This is a genomic window from Pseudarthrobacter sp. NPDC058362, from assembly GCF_042723515.1.
GTDB lineage: Bacteria > Actinomycetota > Actinomycetes > Actinomycetales > Micrococcaceae > Arthrobacter.
The window spans coordinates 917423-937481 of record NZ_JBHXIW010000001.1 but is presented as its reverse complement, the minus strand read 5'-3'; the positions used below and the strand labels follow the sequence as shown (position 1 = coordinate 937481).

Annotated in this window: 13 protein-coding genes; 4 read left to right on the top strand and 9 right to left on the bottom strand. The window is 63.7% G+C overall.

The genetic code is table 11. The features are described from left to right. Nucleotides 1-10: 10 nt before the first annotated feature. Genes ACFWIX_RS04440 through glf form a run of 4 tightly spaced genes read right to left on the bottom strand, consistent with a single transcriptional unit; the run spans nucleotide 11 to nucleotide 4849 of the window. Nucleotides 11-760 (bottom strand): ABC transporter ATP-binding protein, encoded by a 750-nt coding sequence (locus ACFWIX_RS04440; RefSeq protein WP_377214871.1) that lies wholly within the window; start codon nucleotides 758-760, stop codon nucleotides 11-13. Continuing rightward, nucleotides 760-1629, bottom strand: coding sequence for an ABC transporter permease (locus tag ACFWIX_RS04435; RefSeq protein WP_377214870.1), 870 nt, complete (start codon nucleotides 1627-1629; stop codon nucleotides 760-762). The genes ACFWIX_RS04440 and ACFWIX_RS04435 overlap by 1 nt, the downstream gene beginning before the upstream one ends. Next, a complete protein-coding gene (locus ACFWIX_RS04430; protein WP_377214869.1) occupies nucleotides 1626-3665 on the bottom strand; it encodes a glycosyltransferase in 2040 nt (679 codons plus the stop codon). The genes ACFWIX_RS04435 and ACFWIX_RS04430 overlap by 4 nt, the downstream gene beginning before the upstream one ends. Then, a complete protein-coding gene (gene glf / locus ACFWIX_RS04425) occupies nucleotides 3662-4849 on the bottom strand; it encodes a UDP-galactopyranose mutase (protein WP_377214868.1) in 1188 nt (395 codons plus the stop codon). The genes ACFWIX_RS04430 and glf overlap by 4 nt, the downstream gene beginning before the upstream one ends. A 229-nt stretch (nucleotides 4850-5078) precedes the next feature. Here glf and ACFWIX_RS04420 point away from each other — a divergent pair, with 229 nt between their 5' ends. Next, nucleotides 5079-9143, top strand: a complete 4065-nt coding sequence (locus ACFWIX_RS04420; protein WP_377214867.1) for an FtsK/SpoIIIE domain-containing protein — start codon at nucleotides 5079-5081, stop codon at nucleotides 9141-9143. Here the strand turns inward: ACFWIX_RS04420 and ACFWIX_RS04415 are convergent. Next, nucleotides 9104-9634: a hypothetical protein gene (locus ACFWIX_RS04415; protein ID WP_377214866.1), complete on the bottom strand. Its 531-nt coding sequence runs from the start codon at nucleotides 9632-9634 to the stop codon at nucleotides 9104-9106. The two genes, ACFWIX_RS04420 and ACFWIX_RS04415, sit on opposite strands and share 40 nt — an antisense overlap. Before the next feature lie 231 nt (nucleotides 9635-9865). On the opposite strand from ACFWIX_RS04415, the gene ACFWIX_RS04410 reads away from it, so the two are divergent. Beyond that, nucleotides 9866-10114: a WhiB family transcriptional regulator gene (locus ACFWIX_RS04410; protein WP_003804966.1), complete on the top strand. Its 249-nt coding sequence runs from the start codon at nucleotides 9866-9868 to the stop codon at nucleotides 10112-10114. Between the two features lie 130 nt (nucleotides 10115-10244). Here ACFWIX_RS04410 and ACFWIX_RS04405 read toward each other — a convergent pair whose 3' ends face one another. Genes ACFWIX_RS04405 through ACFWIX_RS04395 form a run of 3 tightly spaced genes read right to left on the bottom strand, consistent with a single transcriptional unit; the run spans nucleotide 10245 to nucleotide 18115 of the window. Next, nucleotides 10245-11711: a sensor histidine kinase gene (locus ACFWIX_RS04405; RefSeq protein ID WP_377214865.1), complete on the bottom strand. Its 1467-nt coding sequence runs from the start codon at nucleotides 11709-11711 to the stop codon at nucleotides 10245-10247. A gap of 27 nt (nucleotides 11712-11738) precedes the next feature. Continuing rightward, complete coding sequence (locus tag ACFWIX_RS04400) at nucleotides 11739-16592, bottom strand: NAD-glutamate dehydrogenase (protein WP_377214864.1); 4854 nt, start codon at nucleotides 16590-16592, stop codon at nucleotides 11739-11741. A gap of 56 nt (nucleotides 16593-16648) precedes the next feature. Further along, a complete protein-coding gene (locus tag ACFWIX_RS04395; RefSeq protein ID WP_377214863.1) occupies nucleotides 16649-18115 on the bottom strand; it encodes a CpaE family protein in 1467 nt (488 codons plus the stop codon). A gap of 154 nt (nucleotides 18116-18269) precedes the next feature. Here ACFWIX_RS04395 and ACFWIX_RS04390 point away from each other — a divergent pair, with 154 nt between their 5' ends. Continuing rightward, nucleotides 18270-18485 carry a helix-turn-helix domain-containing protein gene (locus ACFWIX_RS04390; protein ID WP_377214862.1) on the top strand — a complete coding sequence of 72 codons (216 nt, stop codon included), beginning with the start codon at nucleotides 18270-18272 and terminating at the stop codon, nucleotides 18483-18485. A 41-nt stretch (nucleotides 18486-18526) separates the two neighbouring features. Here the strand turns inward: ACFWIX_RS04390 and ACFWIX_RS04385 are convergent, their stop codons facing one another. Continuing rightward, nucleotides 18527-19057: a hypothetical protein gene (locus tag ACFWIX_RS04385; RefSeq protein WP_377214861.1), complete on the bottom strand. Its 531-nt coding sequence runs from the start codon at nucleotides 19055-19057 to the stop codon at nucleotides 18527-18529. A 179-nt stretch (nucleotides 19058-19236) separates the two neighbouring features. Here ACFWIX_RS04385 and ACFWIX_RS04380 point away from each other — a divergent pair, with 179 nt between their 5' ends. Beyond that, nucleotides 19237-20022 (top strand): LysM peptidoglycan-binding domain-containing protein, encoded by a 786-nt coding sequence (locus ACFWIX_RS04380; RefSeq protein ID WP_377214860.1) that lies wholly within the window; start codon nucleotides 19237-19239, stop codon nucleotides 20020-20022. The last annotated feature ends 37 nt before the right edge of the window (nucleotides 20023-20059 follow it).

The following is a 20059-nucleotide window of genomic DNA, read 5'->3' as shown; positions in this document are numbered from 1 at the left end:
TATAAGACGCTCAACCACTGCTGCGGGCCCGCAGGTACTCGACCACGTCATAACTCGGCCCGTCCTTGATCACTCGCCCGTGTTCGAGTAGAACGCCCCGGGAGCAGACCCGTTGCACGAGGTCCAAGTCGTGGCTGACGACCACGAGAGTCTGACCGGCATCGGAGAGTTCCTGGATCTTCGCTAAACACTTTCGCTGGAATGGTTCGTCGCCGACGGCGAGAATTTCGTCCACTAGAAACACCTCCGGGTCTGAGTGGACCGCGACGGAAAACGCCAGGCGCAGGTACATGCCAGACGAGTAGAAGCGCACCTCGGTATCGATGAACTCTCCGATCTCAGCGAAATCAACGATCGAGTCGAAGCGTTCTTTGATCTCCGCCTCTGATACCCCCAGGATGGCCGCGTTAAGGTAAACATTGTCACGGCCAGAAAGATCCGGATGGAAACCGGCTCCCACCTCAATCAGTCCCGCCACCCGGCCGCGGGTCCGTACAGTACCCTCGTCGGGGGTCATGACGCCGGAAATATGCTTAAGCAGGGTGGACTTTCCGGAACCGTTAAGGCCTAGCAGGGCGACCGTTTCACCTTGCCGGATTTCCAGGCTTACATCACGAAGGGCATGGAACTTTGCCGAAAGGTCACCTTTACGTCCTTTCACAAACCATATGAGGGCTTCTTTGATCGATCGCGTATGGCGAAGGACGAACTGTTTGCTGATGCCCTTGATCTCAACGGCAATTGTTGGTTGCTCAGACACTACAGCTCCTGCGCGAACTTGACTTCTAATTTGCCGAAGGTGAACTGCCCCAGAACCAGTACCGCAGCTGAAATGACCATGGCCACGGGCAGCCACAGCTCAAAGAGCTGTGGCGGAGCCGCCAAACTGACGTCGCCCTCCGCTGTCGTCGACCAAAAGGCATAGTGGAAAAGTTCAACACCGACAGTGACAGGGTTGCACTGGTACACAGCGAACCAGAAGTCACCCAGGCGTTCGTGCACCATGCGCCACTGGTACATCACCGGAGAAGCCCAGGTGGCAACCATTAGCATCATTTCGACGAAATTTTCGGAATCGCGGAAGTAGACATTTACGGAGCTGAAGAAGAGTCCAAGCCCCACGGAGAGCATTGCCAGCACCAAAAAACCTGCGATACCTGCTGCGAGACCTAAGACAGTGGGACGCCAACCCGTAATCACACACCCCATGACAAGAACTACGAGCTGGGGAAAGAAGTGCGCGGCCGAGACGAACACCGAGGCCACCGGGAAGAGTTCCCGGGGAAGAAATATCTTCTTGATCAAACCACTGTTATAGACAATTGACTTCGCGGCGTTGTTAAGGGCCTCGGTGAAGAAGTTGATCAGCACGATGCCGGAGAACAGATAAACCGCGTAGTTGCCAACGTCCCGGTTAAGGCCAAGGAAAATGCCCAGCGCCACGTAAAAAACCACGAACTGGATGGCCGGCTTCACATAGGACCAAATAATGCCCAGGACCGAGCCACGGTATCTGAGTTTGATTTCTTTCCGGACCAGCAGCCGCAGCAGATACCTGTGCCGAAAGACATATTTCAGGCCATGCCCGGTCCCCGGCCGGACCAAGCCCGAGTCTTGAAGGGATGTCATCCGCTGTTTCCCACTGACTCGGGCTTCCTGGCGCGGGTGTCCGAGATAGTGTGCTCGGCGAACGTCGCCGCCCAACTTTCCATGGAGCACTGCGCGGGCATCTTCGACTTGTACTCCTGCGAGAGCTCATCCCACCGGCGCACTACCTGCGCTGCTCCGCCCAAGGCTTCCCCAAGGAGCGACTTCGCCAGCCGGGGGTTGCGCACGTACCAGGAAGCGCCCGTGCCTTCAGCGTTGGTGACTATGGCGGAATCGAACTGGGACACGGTCCACCATTTATTATCCTGATGGGAAATGCGGGCCTGGGGCCGGGCACGGTCCTCAGTGGAAACATCTGTGAAGAGTTGCTTCCGGAGAGTCCTGGCTCCCCATGGAAGGAGGGTCTTCAATGAGGGACGGACAGACACCGCGGCGCTGCCGCCCAGACTTTCCTCCGTGCGGGCCGCTGGGAAGGCATCCGGGTCGCTCAAATAGACAGTGTCGCTGTGGCTGGCAAGCATGCCTCGAATACGGGGCAAAGTTGTGTCCAACATAGAGTGCAGCCCATCCGGGCCCTTCAGGAGGTCTTCCACTGCCCACACCCGGCCCTGCGCAGTTGCGTACTGCATCGAGAGAGTGTGTTTGATGTCGGCGAACAATGCGGCCGCCAGCGCCTTTCCTCCCTTGGCGAATGGACTGTACATCAAGGCCACGATGAGTCGGTTCCGATTGTGGAAGTAGGCCTGCCAGCCGACCAGGTCGTCTTTGTCGCCCCATGAAATGTGCCATACGGCCGCACCCGGCAGGCTCACAGTCTGATAGCCGTGCGCTTTCGCACGGAGTCCGAACTCCACGTCATCCCATTTGATGAATACCGGCATGGAGAGGCCAATCTCGCGGATCACAGACGTAGGGATCAGGCACATCCACCACCCGTTATAGTCCACATCAACGCGACGGTGCATCCATGGGGTGTGCCGCAGGTTGGACGTTAGAAAATCATGACCGGGTTCCATTTCGGTGTATGGCTGATCCGGCTGAATACGCTGCGGGTTAACTATTTCGCCAAATGTATGCAAGGCCGTCCGGTGGTGGAGGTCAAACATGTGGCCGCCCACGATGGTGGGCTTCCTGCAGTATCCGGCGAACGTTATTAGGCGGGTGATACTCTCCGGTTCGATGACGACGTCGTCGTCCATCAGCAGGACATAGTCGCTGCCGTTTCCGCACGCTTCAAACATGCCCCTGGAGAAGCCGCCGGAGCCTCCGAGATTGGACTGCTCGATGATTCGGAGCTTCCCGCCTAGGCTGTCGGCCACGGAGCCGAAACCCTCTGCGGCCGATACCTTGTCGGTACCTTGGTCCACGATGATGATCTCGTCAACCTGGTCCAGGCACCCGGGGTTTGTGGCCAGCAGCCGAAGGTTGTTGAGGCAGAAAGAGGTCTTGTTGAGGGTAGTGATCTCCAACGTGACTGACGCAGGGGCAGGAGCCGGGCCGGGCGCCTGCCACTCGGCCTTGTCCATGACGAGTTCGCCGCGTCCGGCCACGAGGTCAAACCAGTACCAGCCACCGTCGCCGAACGGCAGCAGGTCCAAATCCACGACCGACGTCTGTTCTCCCGCCACGGGAATGCTCTTTTGCTGCAGGAGTGCGCCCTTGGCGTTGGATCGGAAGACGATTATGGTGCCCTCCCCCCGTGTGCTGACACTCAGACGCAGGTTGCTGAGCTTGGTCCACTTCCGCCAGTACCCCGCGGCGAAGGCGTTGAAATAGCTCCCGAAGGAAATACGTTCACCCGGCCGGACGCGGGTGGAGCAGCGCCCGATGAAGTCTTCCGCGTGGGCTTCCCGGGTGTTGGAGCTTAGACGAACCGGCCGCCTGCCCTGTTTCCGCGCTTCCCGCTCTGTGGGTGCGGGCATGCCTGCCGCAGTTCCCATATCGACGTATAGCGGAGCAGTATCCAGCTCTGAATGCTCCGGAAAGACAACCCTTTGCAACGTAACCCATCCAGATCCGTCATTCGGATGGTGCCGGGGACTGGACCCTTGACTCATGCGTCTACCCCGCCGCTTTCAAGCGTTGCACCGCTTTCGAAATGCGGCTTGATCTTGTTGTCGAACATGCTCAGGGCAGATCCAATAGCCATGTGCATGTCGAGGTACTTGTATGTTCCCAGCCGCCCGCCAAACAGCACGTCCTTTTCACCCGCGGCAAGGTCGCGGTACTTCAGCAGGCGCTCCCTGTCGGCGGAGGTGTTGACCGGGTAGTACGGCTCATCGCCCTTCTCTGCAAACCTGGAGAATTCACGCATGATGACCGTTTTTTCGGTCTGGTAGTCGCGCTCCGGGTGGAAGTGACGTGGCTCAATGACACGGGTGTAGGGGACGTCAGCATCGTTATAGTTCACTACGGAGGTGCCTTGGAAGTCCTCCATGTCGAGTACTTCCTCCTCAAAGTCGATCGTGCGCCAGGAGAGATCCCCTTCGGCGTAATCGAAATAGCGGTCCACCGGACCGGTGTATATAACGGGGATTTTCCCGACAACTTTGTTCTTGCTGTACTCGTGGGAGTCGTCGAAGAAGTCGGTATTTAAGCGCACCTCAATGTTGGGGTGGTCCGCCATCTTTTCGATCCAGGCAGTGTATCCGTCGGTGGGCAGGCCCTCGTACTTGTCGTTGAAGTACCGGTTGTCGTAGTTATAACGGACCGGAAGCCTCGAGATAATACCGGCTGGCAGATCCTTGGGGTCCGTCTGCCACTGCTTACCGGTGTAGTGCTTAATGAAGGCTTCGTACAACGGGCGCCCAATCAGCTGGATCCCCTTGTCGTTGAGGTTCTGCGGGTCCGTGCCTGCTAGTTCCCCAGCCTGTTCCTGGATGAGTTCGCGAGCCTGGCCGGGCGTGAGATTTGCCCGGAAGAACTGGTTGATCGTGGCCAGGTTGATCGGCAAGGAATACACCTCACCTTTGTGCACACCATAAACCTTATGGACGTAATTGGTGAAGGTCGTGAACCTGTTGACGTACTCCCACACGCGCTCGTTGGAGGTATGGAACAGGTGTGCCCCGTAACGGTGCACCTCAATACCGGTCTGCTCTTCCTTTTCGCTGTAGGCATTACCGCCGATGTGGTGACGGCGGTCAATGACAACCACCTTCAGGCCCAGCTCAGAGGCGGCCTGTTCTGCGATTGTCAGGCCAAAAAAGCCAGACCCTACGATGACGAGGTCAGCGGTCACAAAATCTCCTGGTTTGAATGCGGGCAGCGCAATGTTGCGCGTTGTCTGCTGCTCTAGCCTACCCGAGGGACAGCAGAGGGCGTCCAATCCGGAAGCCTCGCACCACGGACGCGCAGCTCCCTCTAGAGCAGCGAGCATCCGGCAGCTTTTCCACATAGCCCCGCCTCGTTGTGGCCCGCGCCTGACGGCCGTAGATAGCGTGGGCCCACAACTAAAAGGAGGCCTGTCCGTGACGTTGCACTGCACCCTGGCAGGCGGACCGTCGTCCAGCTTCGCCGGGCCGCCTGTTGAGATCGTGCTGGAAGCACCGGACGGCACCCCGGGCCGGGCGCTTCAGGCAGAATTGGCAGCCAGCTTCGGAACCGGTGCCGTCACGGTGGAAGGCCGTGAGCTGGACGGCCTCATTCTCGGGGAACCTCCCCTGGTAAACGGCGCAGTAATGGTCGACGGCGGCGAGCGCCCCGGGAAGCAGACCCCGCCCCGCACCGCCGTGCGGAACATCCCTGCCGGGCTGTCGCTGGCGGTGCACAGCGGCCCCGGAGCCGGCACCATCGTGCCTTTGGAGCGCGGCATCTACACGCTCGGACGAAGCGGAGCGCGAATCCTCATCCAGGATCCGGAGCTCTCCAGGCTCCACGCCCGACTGGAGGTCACCGATTCGCACATATCCATCACAGACCTGGACAGCGCCAACGGCACATATGTCGACGGGCAAAGAGTACGAAGCGCGGTCGTCTCCACGGCTTCGACCATCCGATGCGGCAACACCCGTCTCGCTCTGGCCTTTGACGACGTCCCCTGGAGTGCGCTGGAGCTGGCGGGTTCATCCGTGCGGCAGCCCATCATCGTTCGAGGCCAGCCGGAACCCGCCAACCGTCTGCTCCTCCTCCTCACGGCCACGCTCCCGTTGGTCCTTGGCGTCGCCCTCGCGCTGGCCACGGGCATGTGGTTGTTCCTTGCCTTCGCCGCGGCCTCCGCCGGGTCACTTCTTGTCCCCCTGCTCACCGGCCGGAAGCAGCGCCGCAGGGCGGACGGCGCAATCAGGTCCGCGGCAGCGCAGGACCGCGAACGCAGGAACAAAGCGGGGCCCTCCCTCGCCGTCCTGATGCTCTCGGCGGAGCACGTCCTATCGACTACCGACACTCCGGAAACATCCGAAGCACCGAAAGTACCGGAGCCGCAGGGCGGCGAACGCCTGTGGTTTCGGCTTGGAGAGGCGGTCCAGTCCGCCAACGTGCAACTGGATCCCCCGGGCGCGGCCCTGCCGCCCGCCGGGACAGTTCCCGTCCTCCTGGATCCCGGCTGGCGGCACACGGTGTTCCACGGAACGCGTGCAGTCTCTGCCGGAATGATCCGGGCGCTGCTCATGCAGGTTGCCGGTTACCCGCTGGGCCGCGGAACGCCTGTCGTCATCCATGGTGCAGCAGCCCGGCTTCCGCTACCCGCCAGATACCTGCCCCAGACCATCCTCACCGCCACGGCATCGGCCTGCAGGACGGCACTGGCAGCGGCATCAGGGTATGCACCAAAGATTCCCGGGATTCTGGTCCTGACGGGCACTTCGCCGGATCCGGACATCGAGCACGTGCTCGCCGAAGTGGCCTTGGACCGCGGCTGGCGGGTGCTGCAATTCGCGCCAGCCGGCGTGTCTGCGGCCACCGAAAGCAATGTGGAGCTGGCCGAGCGGGAATCGGTGCTGCGGGGGCCGCACGGCACCGTGCTCTTCGTCCCGGACCTCGCACCTGAGGCAGTCTTCGACACGTTCTGCCGCCGCCTCGCAGCCCGCGGGACGGCGCCCGCCGGCAGCGCTCCGGGCATCCCCGCCTCCTGCCTGCTCGACGAAATCCTTCCGTCGGACCCGGCCCGGACGGCCGCCCGCTGGAAGGCTGCCGCCAGAGCAACCGGGCTTCCGGTTCCAGTGGGTATGGGAACATCAGGGCCTCTGATCCTGGACCTCCAATCCGACGGCCCCCACCTCCTCGTAGCCGGCACCACCGGCTCCGGCAAGTCCGAGCTCCTCCGCAGCTTCGTCGCCTCCCTTGCCCTCAGCTATCCGCCGGACCGGGTCAATTTCCTCTTCATTGACTTCAAAGGCGGATCGGGACTTGGCCCGTTGGCCGGGCTGGTCCACTGCACCGGACTGCTGACAGATCTGTCCGGCAACGGCTTCGAACGGGCTCTCGTTTCGCTCCGCGCCGAAGTCCGGTTCCGCGAACAGACGCTGTCCGCAGCGGGGGTCCCGGATCTGGCGGCACTCAGGGCGGCACCGCCGCCGAGCGTTGCCCCGCTCCCCCACCTGGTTATAGTCATCGACGAATTCCGCATGCTGGTTGACGATCATCCCGAAGCGTTGCGCGAGCTGATGCGGATTGCCTCGATCGGCCGGTCACTGGGGATCCACCTGGTAATGGCCACGCAGCGGCCCCAAGGCGCGCTGACCGCCGATATCCGCGCCAATGTCACCTCCAGCATCGCCTTGCGCGTCCAGTCTGAGATGGAGTCGGTGGACGTCATCAACCACCGCGCAGCGGCGGCCATTAGCATTGAGCGGCCCGGCCGCGCCTTCCTGGTACGTGGCACCGAGCCGCCACGCGAATTTCAGGCAGCGTCCGTTCAATCCGGGCGTACGACGGCGGGGCGGGCCGTCCGCGCCCATCTCGTCGCGGAATATCTCTCGGGCCAGCCCGTCGACACAGAAGCCTCCGGCTCCCCCGCACAAACCCGCGCCCAGGCTGCCGAACCGCTGCTCGCCACGGTCCGCGACCTGTGGACCGCAGCGGGCGGCCCGGCCCCCAGGCAGCCGGTGGCCGCTCCCCTGCCGCACCACCTGCCTGGATTCGGGACAGACGCTAAATCCGAAGCTTCCGGATGGGGCGTTGCACTGGGACTGATCGATCTTCCCGAACTGCAATGCGTTAAGCTCCTCCGGTGGGATCCAGGGCGGGACGGACATCTGGCCCTGATCGGTACCCCGTCGTCGGGGACAGTCGAGGTGGCGGAGTCTATCTCGCGGAGGCTCCTGTGCCACCCGGCCGAATCGCACGCCTACGTCCTGGATGCCGGTTCGGGCTTGCAACCTCTCGCCGGGTGCCCGAGGACCGGCGCCTATGTGGGGCTGCATGAGCTGAGGCGGGCGGTCCGTGTCCTTGAACGGCTGGCCGAGGAACTCACGCTGAGGCTCAGCAGGAGGGACACAGTCCGTCCGCCAGTCCTCGTAGTAATTGCAGGGTGGGGGTCGTGGGTCTCCGCTTTCCGCGCCGGACCGTATTCCTGGGCTGAGGAGCTGGTACACGACCTGATCCGGGACGGGCACGCCGCCGGAATCAGCCTCCTCCTCTCGGGCGACCGTGAACTGGTGGCAGCCCGGTTCACGGCCGCTATACCGAACAGGCTGTATTTCCCTGCCGATTCAACAGAGGAGAGCCGGCTCGCCTGGCCACGATTGCCTGCCGTTGACGTGATTAAGGGACGTGCCGTGGCGGTGGGGCCGGTGGCCGGGCCGGTTCCATCGGCATGCCAACTCTACGCTGGAGACCCCGCTGGGTCCCCTACCGGGGGGAGTAAGCCTCAGTTAGCGGAGCTGGCCGGCGTGCCCGCACCGGCCTCTGCCCCCTTCAGGGTGGAGCCACTGCCTGACGTGGTTCCGGCGGAGCGCCTCAGGACCAGCGAAACCACCAGGAGTGGCACCCCGGTCGGAGGGCCGGTGATACTTCTCGGGGTCACCGGAGACGAGGTGTCCCCGGCATCGATCCGGCTGACAGCGGGCGGAGTGTTCGCCATCCTCGGCGGGCCGGCAACCGGAAAGACTAATGTGCTCCGCGTCATCGAGGAACTCAACCCTGGCCAAGGAAGGTGGCTGCGCCCGGGCACGGAGCCGGGCGCGGTAGATGACTCCACCGGATACTGGAAGCAGTGCCTCGAATCAGCCCGGGCCGGAGCGCTGGACAGGCATTCGATTCTCCTGATAGACGACGCCGATCGGTTGGCCCCCTCAACGATGCGGGACGTCGCAGACCTTCATGGGCTGGGCCATGGGGTTGTCTTTACTGCCGCGCCGGGCCCGCTGCTCGGCCAGCGGGTGGCATGGGCCATGGAGGCGCGGTCCTCAGGTGCGGGACTTCTGTTATGCCCGCGGTCAACGTCCGACGGTGAAATTTACGGCGTTCGCTTCGACGTCGAGCCCCATCCACCCCCGGGGCGGGCCGTCCTTATCGAATCCGGCGGCAGCCGCGCCCTGCAGGTGGCACTGGCGTCCTACAGCGCCGGAGTCCCGCCTCCGGTCCTGGACGCATAGCTGATCACCCGGGAGTGGAACAGGAGCACCAAGGCCAGGACTGCAGGGACCACCATAGCCGCGCCGGCCGCGATAAGTCCGCCGCTGAGGGTAGGAAAGCCTATGGTCAGCACAAACAACTGCGCTACGAGGGCTGCGGCGCGGGTCCATCGGTAGCCCCGAAAATGGAAGGTGGCTACCGCAAACAGCCAGGCAGAAAATGCCAGGAGGAGTGCCAGCGTGAACACCGCACCCCAGAAGGACAACGCCGGGCTACCGGTAAGCAGGTTGTATCCATACCAGACAGCCACGCCAAGGAGTGCGGTGGCTTCGGCTGCCACTATGGCGGCGATGGTGGTGACGGCCCCGGGTCGGTCACGCGCCGCCGCCGGGCCGTCGTTGTCCGGACGGCCCTGACCCGGAAGCCCGGCATTCGAACGCCCGGCATTCGGACGGCGGCCGGGGTCTTGGTTAGGGGACGAATCAGCAGGGTCTGCAGGGGGTCTTGACACACTGGCACCCTACCGGACATAGTCGGGTACTGGTGAGGGCCGGCGTCGGCGGTGTGATGTATCGCTCAGAATTACGGGGATTTCGAGGGTTATTACCCCTTGTTTACACAGCGTTAACATGACAGGCTTGATTCAGATGACCAAGGGGGCCCCGCAGGGCCCTTTTCCTTTGTAGCCACTAGTGAATAATTTCACAAAGAGCACTTCCCAGAAATGGAGCAACTGATCAGCATGGATTGGCGTAACCGCGCAGCGTGCCTCGATAAGGACCCGGAACTGTTTTTCCCTGTGGGAAATACGGGGCCAGCACTCCTGCAAATCGAAGAGGCCAAGAGCGTATGCCGGCGCTGCCCCGTGGTGGACACCTGCCTCCAGTGGGCCCTTGAGTCCGGCCAGGATGCCGGTGTCTGGGGCGGGATGAGCGAAGACGAGCGCCGCGCCCTAAAGCGCCGCGCAGCCCGCGCCCGCCGCGCCTCCTAAACCCTAAAGTCCCGGCAGCGCTTGAGGCGCCACTACCCGGGCCAACACGATCCATATAACGAAGCCCCGCACTCCCCCAAAGGGAATGCGGGGCTTTCCCGTATCCGTGCGTCGCGTGGAGTCCGCAGCGTTACTTGCCCGCCAGGCTCAGCCTGATCTGCACCGCAGTGCCGCCACCCTCGCGTGGCTGCCACTGGATGGTACCGCCCAATTCGCTGGTCACCAGGGTGCGCACAATCTGCAGCCCCAGCCCCTCAACGTGGGGGGTGTCCGGGAGTCCCACGCCGTCGTCGGCAATGGTCACGGTCAGTTCTTCGCCGTCTTCGCCGTCCGACCGGTCCGCAAGCAGCCATACGGTTCCGGCCCGGCCCTCGAGGCCATGCTCCACAGCGTTAGTAACCAATTCGTTAATGACCAGCGCCAGCGGGGTGGCGAAGTCGCTGGGGAGCTCGCCGAACTTGCCGGACCTCTCAGTCCGTACCTGCTGGGACGGTGACGCCACCTCGGCCGAAAGCCTGAACTGCCGCCCGATCAGCTCGTCGAAGTCAACGCTTTGGGCCAGGCCCTGCGACAGGGTCTCGTGGACGAGTGCGATGGTGGCCACTCGCCGCATGGCCTGCTCAAGGCCCTGTTTGGCTTCTTCGCTCACCATGCGCCGCGACTGCATGCGCAGCAGCGCGGCCACCGTCTGCAGGTTGTTCTTAACCCTGTGGTGGATCTCCCGGATCGTGGCATCCTTGGTAACCAGCTCCATCTCGCGGCGCCGCAGCTCGGACACATCGCGGCACAGGACCAAAGCACCGAAGCGCTGTTGCTCATCCCGCAGGGGAATGGCGCGGAGGGACAGGCTGACTCCGCGCGACTCTATCTCGCTGCGCCACGGCATCCGGCCCGTCACCACCAGGGGAAGTGTCTCATCGACCATGCGGCGGTCCTTCAACAGACCAGCCGTGACCTCTGCGAGTGAGCGGCCTTCCAACGATTCGCCGTCACCCAGCCGGCGGAACGCCGAAACGCCATTGGGGCTGGCGTACTGGACGATACCCTCGGCATCCAGCCGGATCAGCCCATCCCCCACACGGGGAGCACCGCGGCGTGAACCGGTGGGAGAGGCGAAGTCGGGCCAGAGGCCCAGCGTGCCCATGCGAAGCAGATCGTAGGCGCACTGGCGGTAGGTGAGCTCGAGCCTCGAGGGCATTCGCGAACTGGACAGGTCCATGTGCGTGGTGACCACCGCGAGGGTCCGCCCGTTCCGGACCATCGGCACGGCTTCCACGCGCAGCGCCATGTCGCTGCTCCAGTTCGTTTCACTGGAACGCTCGATAACCTTGCTCTCCCACGCCTTGTCCACCAGGGGCTTCAGGTCCGAACGGATCCCTTCACCAACGAAGTCCCCGTGGAACACTGTGTGCGTGGTGGAGGGACGGACGTGCGCCAGGGCAACGTAGCCCAGGTCCGGATGCGGAAACCACAATGCAAGGTCGGCGAACGCCAGGTCCGCAACCATCTGCCAGTCCCCCACCAGGAGGTGCAGCCACTCAGCATCGCCGGGCCCGAAATCAGCGTGTTCCCTGATGGGGTCCGTAAAGATTGCCACTGCACCTCCAGTTGCGACGCCGGCTGGCTAGCGTCGGACGATTGACCTCAAGAGCCTCAATGCTACCGACAGTGACGCCATATCGTCCGCTTCGAGTGAGTTGACCTCGTCAAACATCGTCTTGGCACGGCCCAGCTGTTCAGCGTTCTGGGCCTCCCAGTCCTGGAGCCGCGCCTCCGGCGAGTCAGCCGGCTCGGTGGCGTCCAGCACCGCCGTCGTCATGTCCGAAATGGTGGAGTACAGGTCATCCCGCAATGCGGCCCGGGCCAGCGCCTGCCAGCGGTCCTGCCGCGGCAGGCTGCTGATCCGTTCGAGCAGCGAGTCGACATGGAACCGGTTGAAGACGGTGTAGTAGACGGCAGCGATCTCCTCAACGGGCTCCTGGCGGGCGCGCGCGATCTTGGCGATGTCAAGGAGCACATAGCTTTCGAAGAGCTCCGCCCAGCGGAAGGCAAGGTCCTCCGGAAGTTCCCACTCGCGCGCCTTGTCCAGCCATCCGGCCACACGTTCGTGGTCGTCCCCCTTGAGGTAGTCCAAGAGCTTTGCCCGCATCGGATCCATGAGCGGCTTGAACTCATCCACCACCTCGGCGATGGGGCGTGACGCGCCCCCTTGGCCAAGGAGCCAACGGACTGCACGGTCGAGGAGCCGCCGGATATCGAGGTGGACCGCGCTCCAGTGCTCAGTGGGGAACGACGCCGGAAGGCTGTTGAGCTCCGCCACCATAATGTCCAGCTCGTACACCTCGCGGAGCGCCACGAACGCCTTGGCCACCGCCACCTCACTGGCCGACGTTTCCTCCATGACGCGGAAGGCAAAGGTGATGCCACCAAGGTTAATCATGTCGTTGGCCACGACGGTGGCGATGATCTCGCGGCGCAGCGGGTGCGTATCCAGCTCGGCATCAAAACGTTCGCGCAGCTGCGCCGGGAAGTAGCTGCGCAGGGTCTGCCGGAACCAGGGATCATCCGCGAGGTCGCTGTTCCGCAGCGCGGTGGCGAGCTCGATCTTCGCATAGGCAGCCAGCACGGAGAGCTCGGGTGAGGTCAGTCCCTGCCCCTGGTGCAGCCTCTCCCTCAACTCTTCGGTGCTCGGCAGCGCTTCCAGGTCACGCTTCAGCCCGGCTGTCTTGTCCAGCCAGTCCATCAGCCGCTCGTAGCTGGGGCTCCACTCGGCAACGCGCGTCCGGTCGTTGAGCAGCAGGATGTTCTGGTCGATGTTGTCCTCAAGCACCAAGCGCGCCACTTCATCGGTCATGGACGCGAGGAACCCGGGACGCTCCTCGGCGGACAGTTTCCCGGCCGCGACCATCCGGTCCACGAAGATCTTGATGTTGACCTCGTGGTCGGAACAGTCCACGCCGGCCGAGTTGTCGATGGCGTCCGTGTTGAGGATGACTCCCTGGAGGGCAGCTTCGATACGGCCGCGCTGGGTGAGGCCCAGGTTTCCGCCTTCGCCCACCACCTTGACCCGCAGGTCTTTGCCGTCAACGCGGATGGCATCGTTGGCCTTGTCCCCCACTGAGGCGTGGCTTTCCGTACTTGCTTTGACGTAGGTCCCGATGCCGCCGTTGTAGAGCAGGTCCGCGGGTGCCAGCAGGATGGCCCGGAGCAGTTCCGGCGGGCTCATTTCCTTCGTCCCGGCGGGCAGTCCCAGTGCCGTGCAGACCTGCGGAGACAACGGAATGGATTTGGACTGACGGGAGAAAACTCCGCCGCCCTCGCTGATCAGCGCCTTGTTGTAGTCGTCCCAGGAGGAACGGGGCAGCTCGAAGAGACGCTGCCGCTCGGCGAAGGAAGCTTCCTCGTCCGGCGACGGGTCCAGGAAGATATGGCGGTGGTCGAACGCAGCGAGGAGGCGGATGTGGCGGGAGAGCAGCATGCCGTTGCCAAAGACGTCACCGGACATATCACCAACGCCCACCACGGTGAACGGCTGGGTCTGCGTGTCCAGGTCCAGTTCGCTGAAGTGCCGCTTGACCGATTCCCAGGCGCCGCGCGCGGTAATGCCCATCGCCTTATGGTCGTAGCCCACAGATCCGCCAGATGCAAAAGCGTCGCCGAGCCAGAACCCATACTCGGCTGCGAGCCCGTTGGCGATGTCGGAGAACGTTGCCGTCCCCTTGTCTGCAGCCACCACCAGATAGGAATCGTCTCCGTCATGGCGCACAACGTTCGACGGCGGCACGAGCCTTTCGCTCCCGCCTTCCGTAAGCAGGTTGTCGGTGATGTCCAGCAGCCCGCGAATGAAGGTCTTGTAGCTTTCCACGCCCTCCGCCATCCAGGCGGCCCGGTCAACGGTGGGATCCGGCAGGCGCTTGGCGAAGAACCCGCCCTTGGCACCGGTGGGAACGATCACGGCGTTCTTCACGGTCTGTGCCTTGACCAGGCCCAGGACTTCAGTGCGGAAATCCTCGCGCCGGTCGGACCAGCGCAGGCCGCCGCGGGCCACCTTGCCGAAGCGGAGGTGAGCGCCTTCCACGCGCGGGGAGTACACCCAGATCTCGAACATCGGCCGGGGGAACGGGAGTCCCTCGATCTTGGCGGGATCCAGCTTGAAGCTCAGGTGCGGCCTGTCCTGATAGAAATTCGTCCGCAGGGTGGATTCGATGAGGTTGACGAAGGTGCGGAGGACGCGGTCGGCGTCGAGCGTGGGAACTTTCTCGATGGCGGCGGTGAGCCCGGCGCGCACTTCACCCTGTGCGTGTGCCCGTTCCTCGGCATCGAGAGCCGGGTCGAACCGGGCGGCGAAGAGCGCCGTCAGCCCCTTGGTCACTTCGGGGTTGGCCAGCAGCGTATCCGCCATGAACCCGAACGAATTGGTGTTTCCCATCTGCCGCATGTACCGGGCGTAGGCGCGCAACATGGCGATCTGCCGCCAGTGCAGCCCTTCCCGCAGTGCCAGCCTGTCGAAGCTGTCCGATTCGGCGGCACCGGTGACCGCGGCACCGAACGAGTCCGAAAGGAGCGGCCCGGTGGTCACCGGGTCCACCTTGACGGGATACTTCAGGCCGAGGTCGTAAAGGAAAAAGTCCCGGCCGTCAGACGTCTCGATTTCGAACGGGCGTTCGTCCAGCACCTCGAGGCCAAGGTTATGGAAGAAAGGAAGGATCTGGCTCAGGCTTTTGGGTTCGAGCATGTAGAGCTTGACGCGTGCGTCCTCTTCCAGCGTGGCACCGGCACCTTCGGGCAGGTAGACATGCAGTCCTGGCCGGTCCTGCGGAGTCCCCTCCACCCGCTCGGCCGCCGCGCCGTGTTCTTCAAATCGAGCGATATCCTCCAGTGCGTCTTCCACCTCGTAGTCCACCCGGTAACTGGCCGGGAACGCTTCGGACCAGATCGCGGCGAGCTCCTTGGCATTGGGAATGTCCGCGCGCTGACGCAGGACTTCTGCGATGCCCTCGCTCCATGACCGGGCCGCCCTGACCAGCCGCGCTTCAAGGTCATCCGTATTTACATGGCTGATATCTGCGTTCTTAGGCAGGCGGATGCGGAAAAACAGACGGGCCAGCGCGGACTCTGTCATGCGCGCTTCGTAATCGATGGATACCGCCTGGAATGTTTCGCGCAGTTCCTGCTCGATCCGGAGCCGGACGTTGGTGGTGTACCGGTCGCGCGGCAGATAGACGAGCGCGGACATGAAGCGTCCGTAGATGTCCGGCCGGAGGAACAGCCGGGTGCGGCGGCGTTCCTGGAGCTTCTGGATGCCCAGGGCCGTGGCGGCCAGATCGGGAATCTCAATCTGGAACAGCTCGTCGCGGGGGTACGTCTCCAGGATCCCCAGGAGGTCCTTTCCGGAATGCGAGTCCGGCGGGAAGCCCGCGCTGCGAAGGACGGCGTCAACCTTGTCCCGGACGATGGGAACATCCCGGACGGACCCCGTGTAGGCGCTGGTGGCGAAGAGGCCGATGAACCGGCGCTCGCCGTTGACGTTCCCGGCCTGGTCGAAGCTTTTCACTCCGATGTAGTCGAGGTAGGCGGAGCGGTGCACCGTGGAGCGAGAGTTCGCCTTCGTGATGACCAGCGCCCGTTTTTCGCGCGCCTTCTTCCGGCCTGTGTCCGTCAGGTGCTGGATGTGGGGCGACTCCGTGGAGGGCCGCAACAGCCCGAGGCCGCTTTCCTCCCGCAACTCCAGAACGTCTTCGCCGTCCACGTTGACCAGGTCGTATTCGCGGTAGCCGAGGAACGTGAAGTTTCCGTCGTCCAGCCAACGAAGCAGATCCTGGGCCTGCCGCAGTTCCGCAATCTGCCCAGGATGGGCCACCTGGTCAAGGCTTTCGGCGATCGCGAGCGCCTTATGGCGCATCTTGGGCCAGTCCTCCACGGCGGCCCGGACATCCTCCAGCACGCTCTTTAAGCCCTCAAGGAGGGATTCCTTGGCTTCGTTGGACACGCGGTTGATTTCGACGGCGATCCACGACTCCATGTGCGACGCGTCCTCGCCCTGCGCGATAAGGTGCGAAATATTCGGCATGGCTGCAGTGTCTCCGCTGGAGATGCCGAGGTGGGCCGGGACCCGGCTGACCTTGACCAGCTCACCCGTGGACCGGTTGCGCCGGGCAACAATGAGCGGGTGGACCACCAGGCGGATCGCTGCATGCTGGCGGACAAGTTCGGCGTTGACGGAGTCAACCAGGAACGGCATGTCATCTGTCACGACGTAGACGACGCTGCTGTCTTCCTCGTCCACAATGGCAAGCTTTTCCTGGCCGGGCAGGCGCTCCGCGGCGACCGCCTGGTGGTTCTTGGCCCGGTTGACCAGCACTTCCCTCGGGTAGCTGCGCGCGTCTTCTTCGGCAAGATGCTGATAATAGTCCCCCATGAACCCTTCCAGGTCTGCCGGGGACAAGGGCTGATCCTCCACGCTGGATCCAGACGACATCGACACACGCCTCCATATGAGAAATCCGCTGCACCGTCGCAGCTCATAGGTCGAGCCTAGTCCTTCGCCCTCCGGCCTGCGGTGGAAGAAAATACAGAGGATTTGCGATTTTGCTGGGCAGGTGCACAAACGAGATTCCTAATGGCGTGCCGCAGCCCGGAGTCAGGCGCGCATTCCAGCAGGAGTGAACCTCCGAGCAGGGCGGCGTCGGCCGCCGGGCCGTCGAAGGGCAGGAAGGCATGGATGGCGGCCTCCGGTCCATAGCGGTGCCAGGCGTCCTGCAGCTGTCTTTCCGGCCCACGGCCGACTGACGAGGCCCGGACCTTGTTCATGACCACTACCGGCGAGGCCTGCGGGACGGCTGCTTCCAGCTCGGCCAGTGCGCGGACCAGCCGCGGAACCCCCACCGGATCGGCTGCTCCTATGGCGAACAACGTGTCCGCAAGCTCGAGCGAGCGGAGCGTCGCCGCGTTCCTGCGCGGCGCCATGGTGTCGAAACTAAGTTCCTCGTCGGCCTCAAGGCAAAACCCTGTGTCAACCACCACGACGTCGGCCACCTGGCGGGCGCGCTCGAGGACCACGGCCAGCGCAGGCGCCCGGAGTTCTGTCCACCGGTCCGCCCTGGTAATACCCGTAAGGACCCGAAACCTGCCCAGCGCTGTGGCCACCGGAGCTGCTATCCCCGCAAGGGCTGCCGCATCAAGGACTCCCTGGTCTGCCAGCCGGCAGGCCTGGGCCAGCCCCGCGGACTCGTCCAGCAGCCCAAGCACCGCAGCAACGCTGGCACCGTAACTGTCGGCATCCACCAGAATGACGTCTTTTCCTTCAGCGGCAAGCTCGCCCGCGACATTAACGGCAAGAGTAGTGCGGCCTGGGCTTCCGGCGGGTCCCCACAGGGCAATAATCCGCCCCGGGCCCGGACCGTCCGGCTCCTCGCGCGGGTCCGCAGGTACCGTCGTCAAGGACGCTGCGGTATCCGCCATCGAGCTGGCCGAATCATGCCGCTGCCCGGTCAGGTATTCCACGGCCTCCGCGATTTCAGCGCCCGGGAGCAGAAGTCTCGGTTCGTTGAAACCATTGCGGGCATCGGGCTGGGCCACCCAGACATCGACACGGGCCCCAGCCACGGCCTGGGCCGGCAGGGCTTCCGAAACGGTCAGCGCCACCGGCTTGCGGTCGAGGGCGTCAACGACGCCCAGGCTCGTTCGCGGCACCAACTGGTCCTTGCCAATCCGCTGGATGGCCACGGCATTTTCCGGCAAGCCTGAGGCTGCCGTAATGTAGTGCTGTTCGGTTTCACCCAGGCGCACTTTGGTTCGGATCAGGTTCTCTGCGGTGATCCGTTCGCCCACCCCGATGCTGTTTCTGGCGGCGAAAACCTCGGTAGTACGGTCCGCTCCGGAGAGAAGGCTGATGACGCCCGCCACGCTGGCCAGGACCAGCAAGATGCCGACAACGAGGCGCGGATCCTTCCATGACGGCCGCTTCAACCGGGCCGCAGCGACAGACGATTCAGGACCCATGACGTTTCTTCCCCCTCCACTACGCCGGCGTGCCCTCGTGGGCCGGCACCCTCATTGTTGCGGCAAGGGCTCGGGAACAAAAGTCACGAGGGAAAATATTGCCAATCTGTGGATAACGCCCGCATTTGGGGTCTATCGATGGCAAAATGGGTTTATGCCCAGGTTCCTAACACTCGCGGATGTAGCCGAGCAGCTTCAGATCAATGCGCCGGCGGCGTACGCGCTGGTCCGCAGCGGCGAGCTGAAGGCCATCCAGGTGGGCGGGAGGGGCCAGTGGCGGGTCGAGGAAAAAATGCTTGAACAGTACATCGAAGAGCGCTACGCCGAAGCCAGCCGCATTATCCAGGCGTCAAAGGCCAAGTCGGTCTGACGTAGGCGTCCGCACTGCCGGTTCCCGGAACACCCAAACTTCTAGAGCGCCCCGCCCACCCTCGACCTGACCAGCGAGACGGCCGTAAACGGGACCGTGGAGACCTGCTGTACGTGTGCCTTCCGTCGCACCTCGCCGGGCGCCACGAGCGCAAGATCGAAATAGTCCGCACCTACCCTGTCGATGACCCCGTCAAGGCGGATGGACGGCGCGCCGGCGCCAACGGTCACTGAAAGCCCGGCACGGTCCCGGGCCAGGCCCCTTAGCGCGTGGGCGAGACCCAGCCGCCTTTTCACTCCGGACCTCTCCCCCGGCGCCAGCCGGCCAAGCCCGGAGTAGTGCGCCACCGACATGTACGGCACGAGAACCTGGTGCTTTCCCTCGTCTAGGACCATGGCGTCCGCACCCGCATGCCGCAGAACTCCATGGACCGCTTCCCCGCACAGCAGGTACACCGTGAGCCGGCAGTTCACGGACCCGCGCAGACGGTCCACGATACCGATTCCCACCAGCTCCGCACGTACGCGGTCACTGACTTCCGCATCCAGGACCAGGTGGTCCTGTTCCGTCATCTGGCTTTCCAAGTCAGCAAAAAGGGCATCCCAGCGCATTCGCACAGCGTAGGTCCCGGCGGTCTCCGGGGTCAACGCGGCAAAGTATTTGCCTCCAGCGTATGGACAAAACTTACGGAAACAGTTCACACTTGGTCCAAGTTCATCAAACAGCATCAAACTGCATCAAAGGGGTTGAAATGACTGAGCCTGACTCAAAGGTTTCCCTGGCTTCTGACGTGGCGATGTCTGCCGCCATCCTGCTCCTTGGGGCTGTCCTTGTGTTCTCCGGCAAGGCCACCGTGGACAGGTGGAAGCTCGGTGCCGGTCCCGGACGTTCCGCGGTGGCGCTGGATACCCTGCAGTGGCCCGGCGAAGCAGATGCCCTCGGTGCCCTGGCCTCGGCAGCAGGCGCCGCCGTGATGTCTTGGTGGGTGCTGTCGATGGCATGGTCCGCAGCCGCCATCATCCTGGAGCGTTGCGGTAAGGGCCGCGCCGCCGCGGCCGCCCGGCGGTTCTCGCCGGCCTTCATGCGACGGCTCATCCTCGCTCTGCTCTCGCTCCAGCTTCTTTCCGGCCCGGCGGTTCACGCCGCCATGGCGCCGGGGCCGGAGTGGATGCCAACCCGGACGGAAGTCTCGGCACCGGCCGGTACTGCGATGTCCCGCCCGGAGGGAGATCCTTCACGCCTCGATCCACAGTGGCGGCCATCGGCGCCTGTGACGGGCCCTGGCCTGCTGGCGCCGCCGGGTATCCGCGCCGGACTTCAGGCGGACACCGCTCCGCATGGGCGAAGTGAAGAAGTGACTGTGCTGGCCGGGGACACCCTGTGGGACATCGCGAAAAGGGACCTTGGACCGGGAGCTTCCGATGTGGACGTGGCACTTCACTGGCCGCGCTGGTATCAGGCAAATCGAAGCCTTATCGGGCTGAACCCCGATGTGCTCATGCCCGGGCAGGTCCTCCAGGCCCCATCGAGCCGTTGACCCCAGCGGCACCGCACCAACCACATACAGGCAGTCA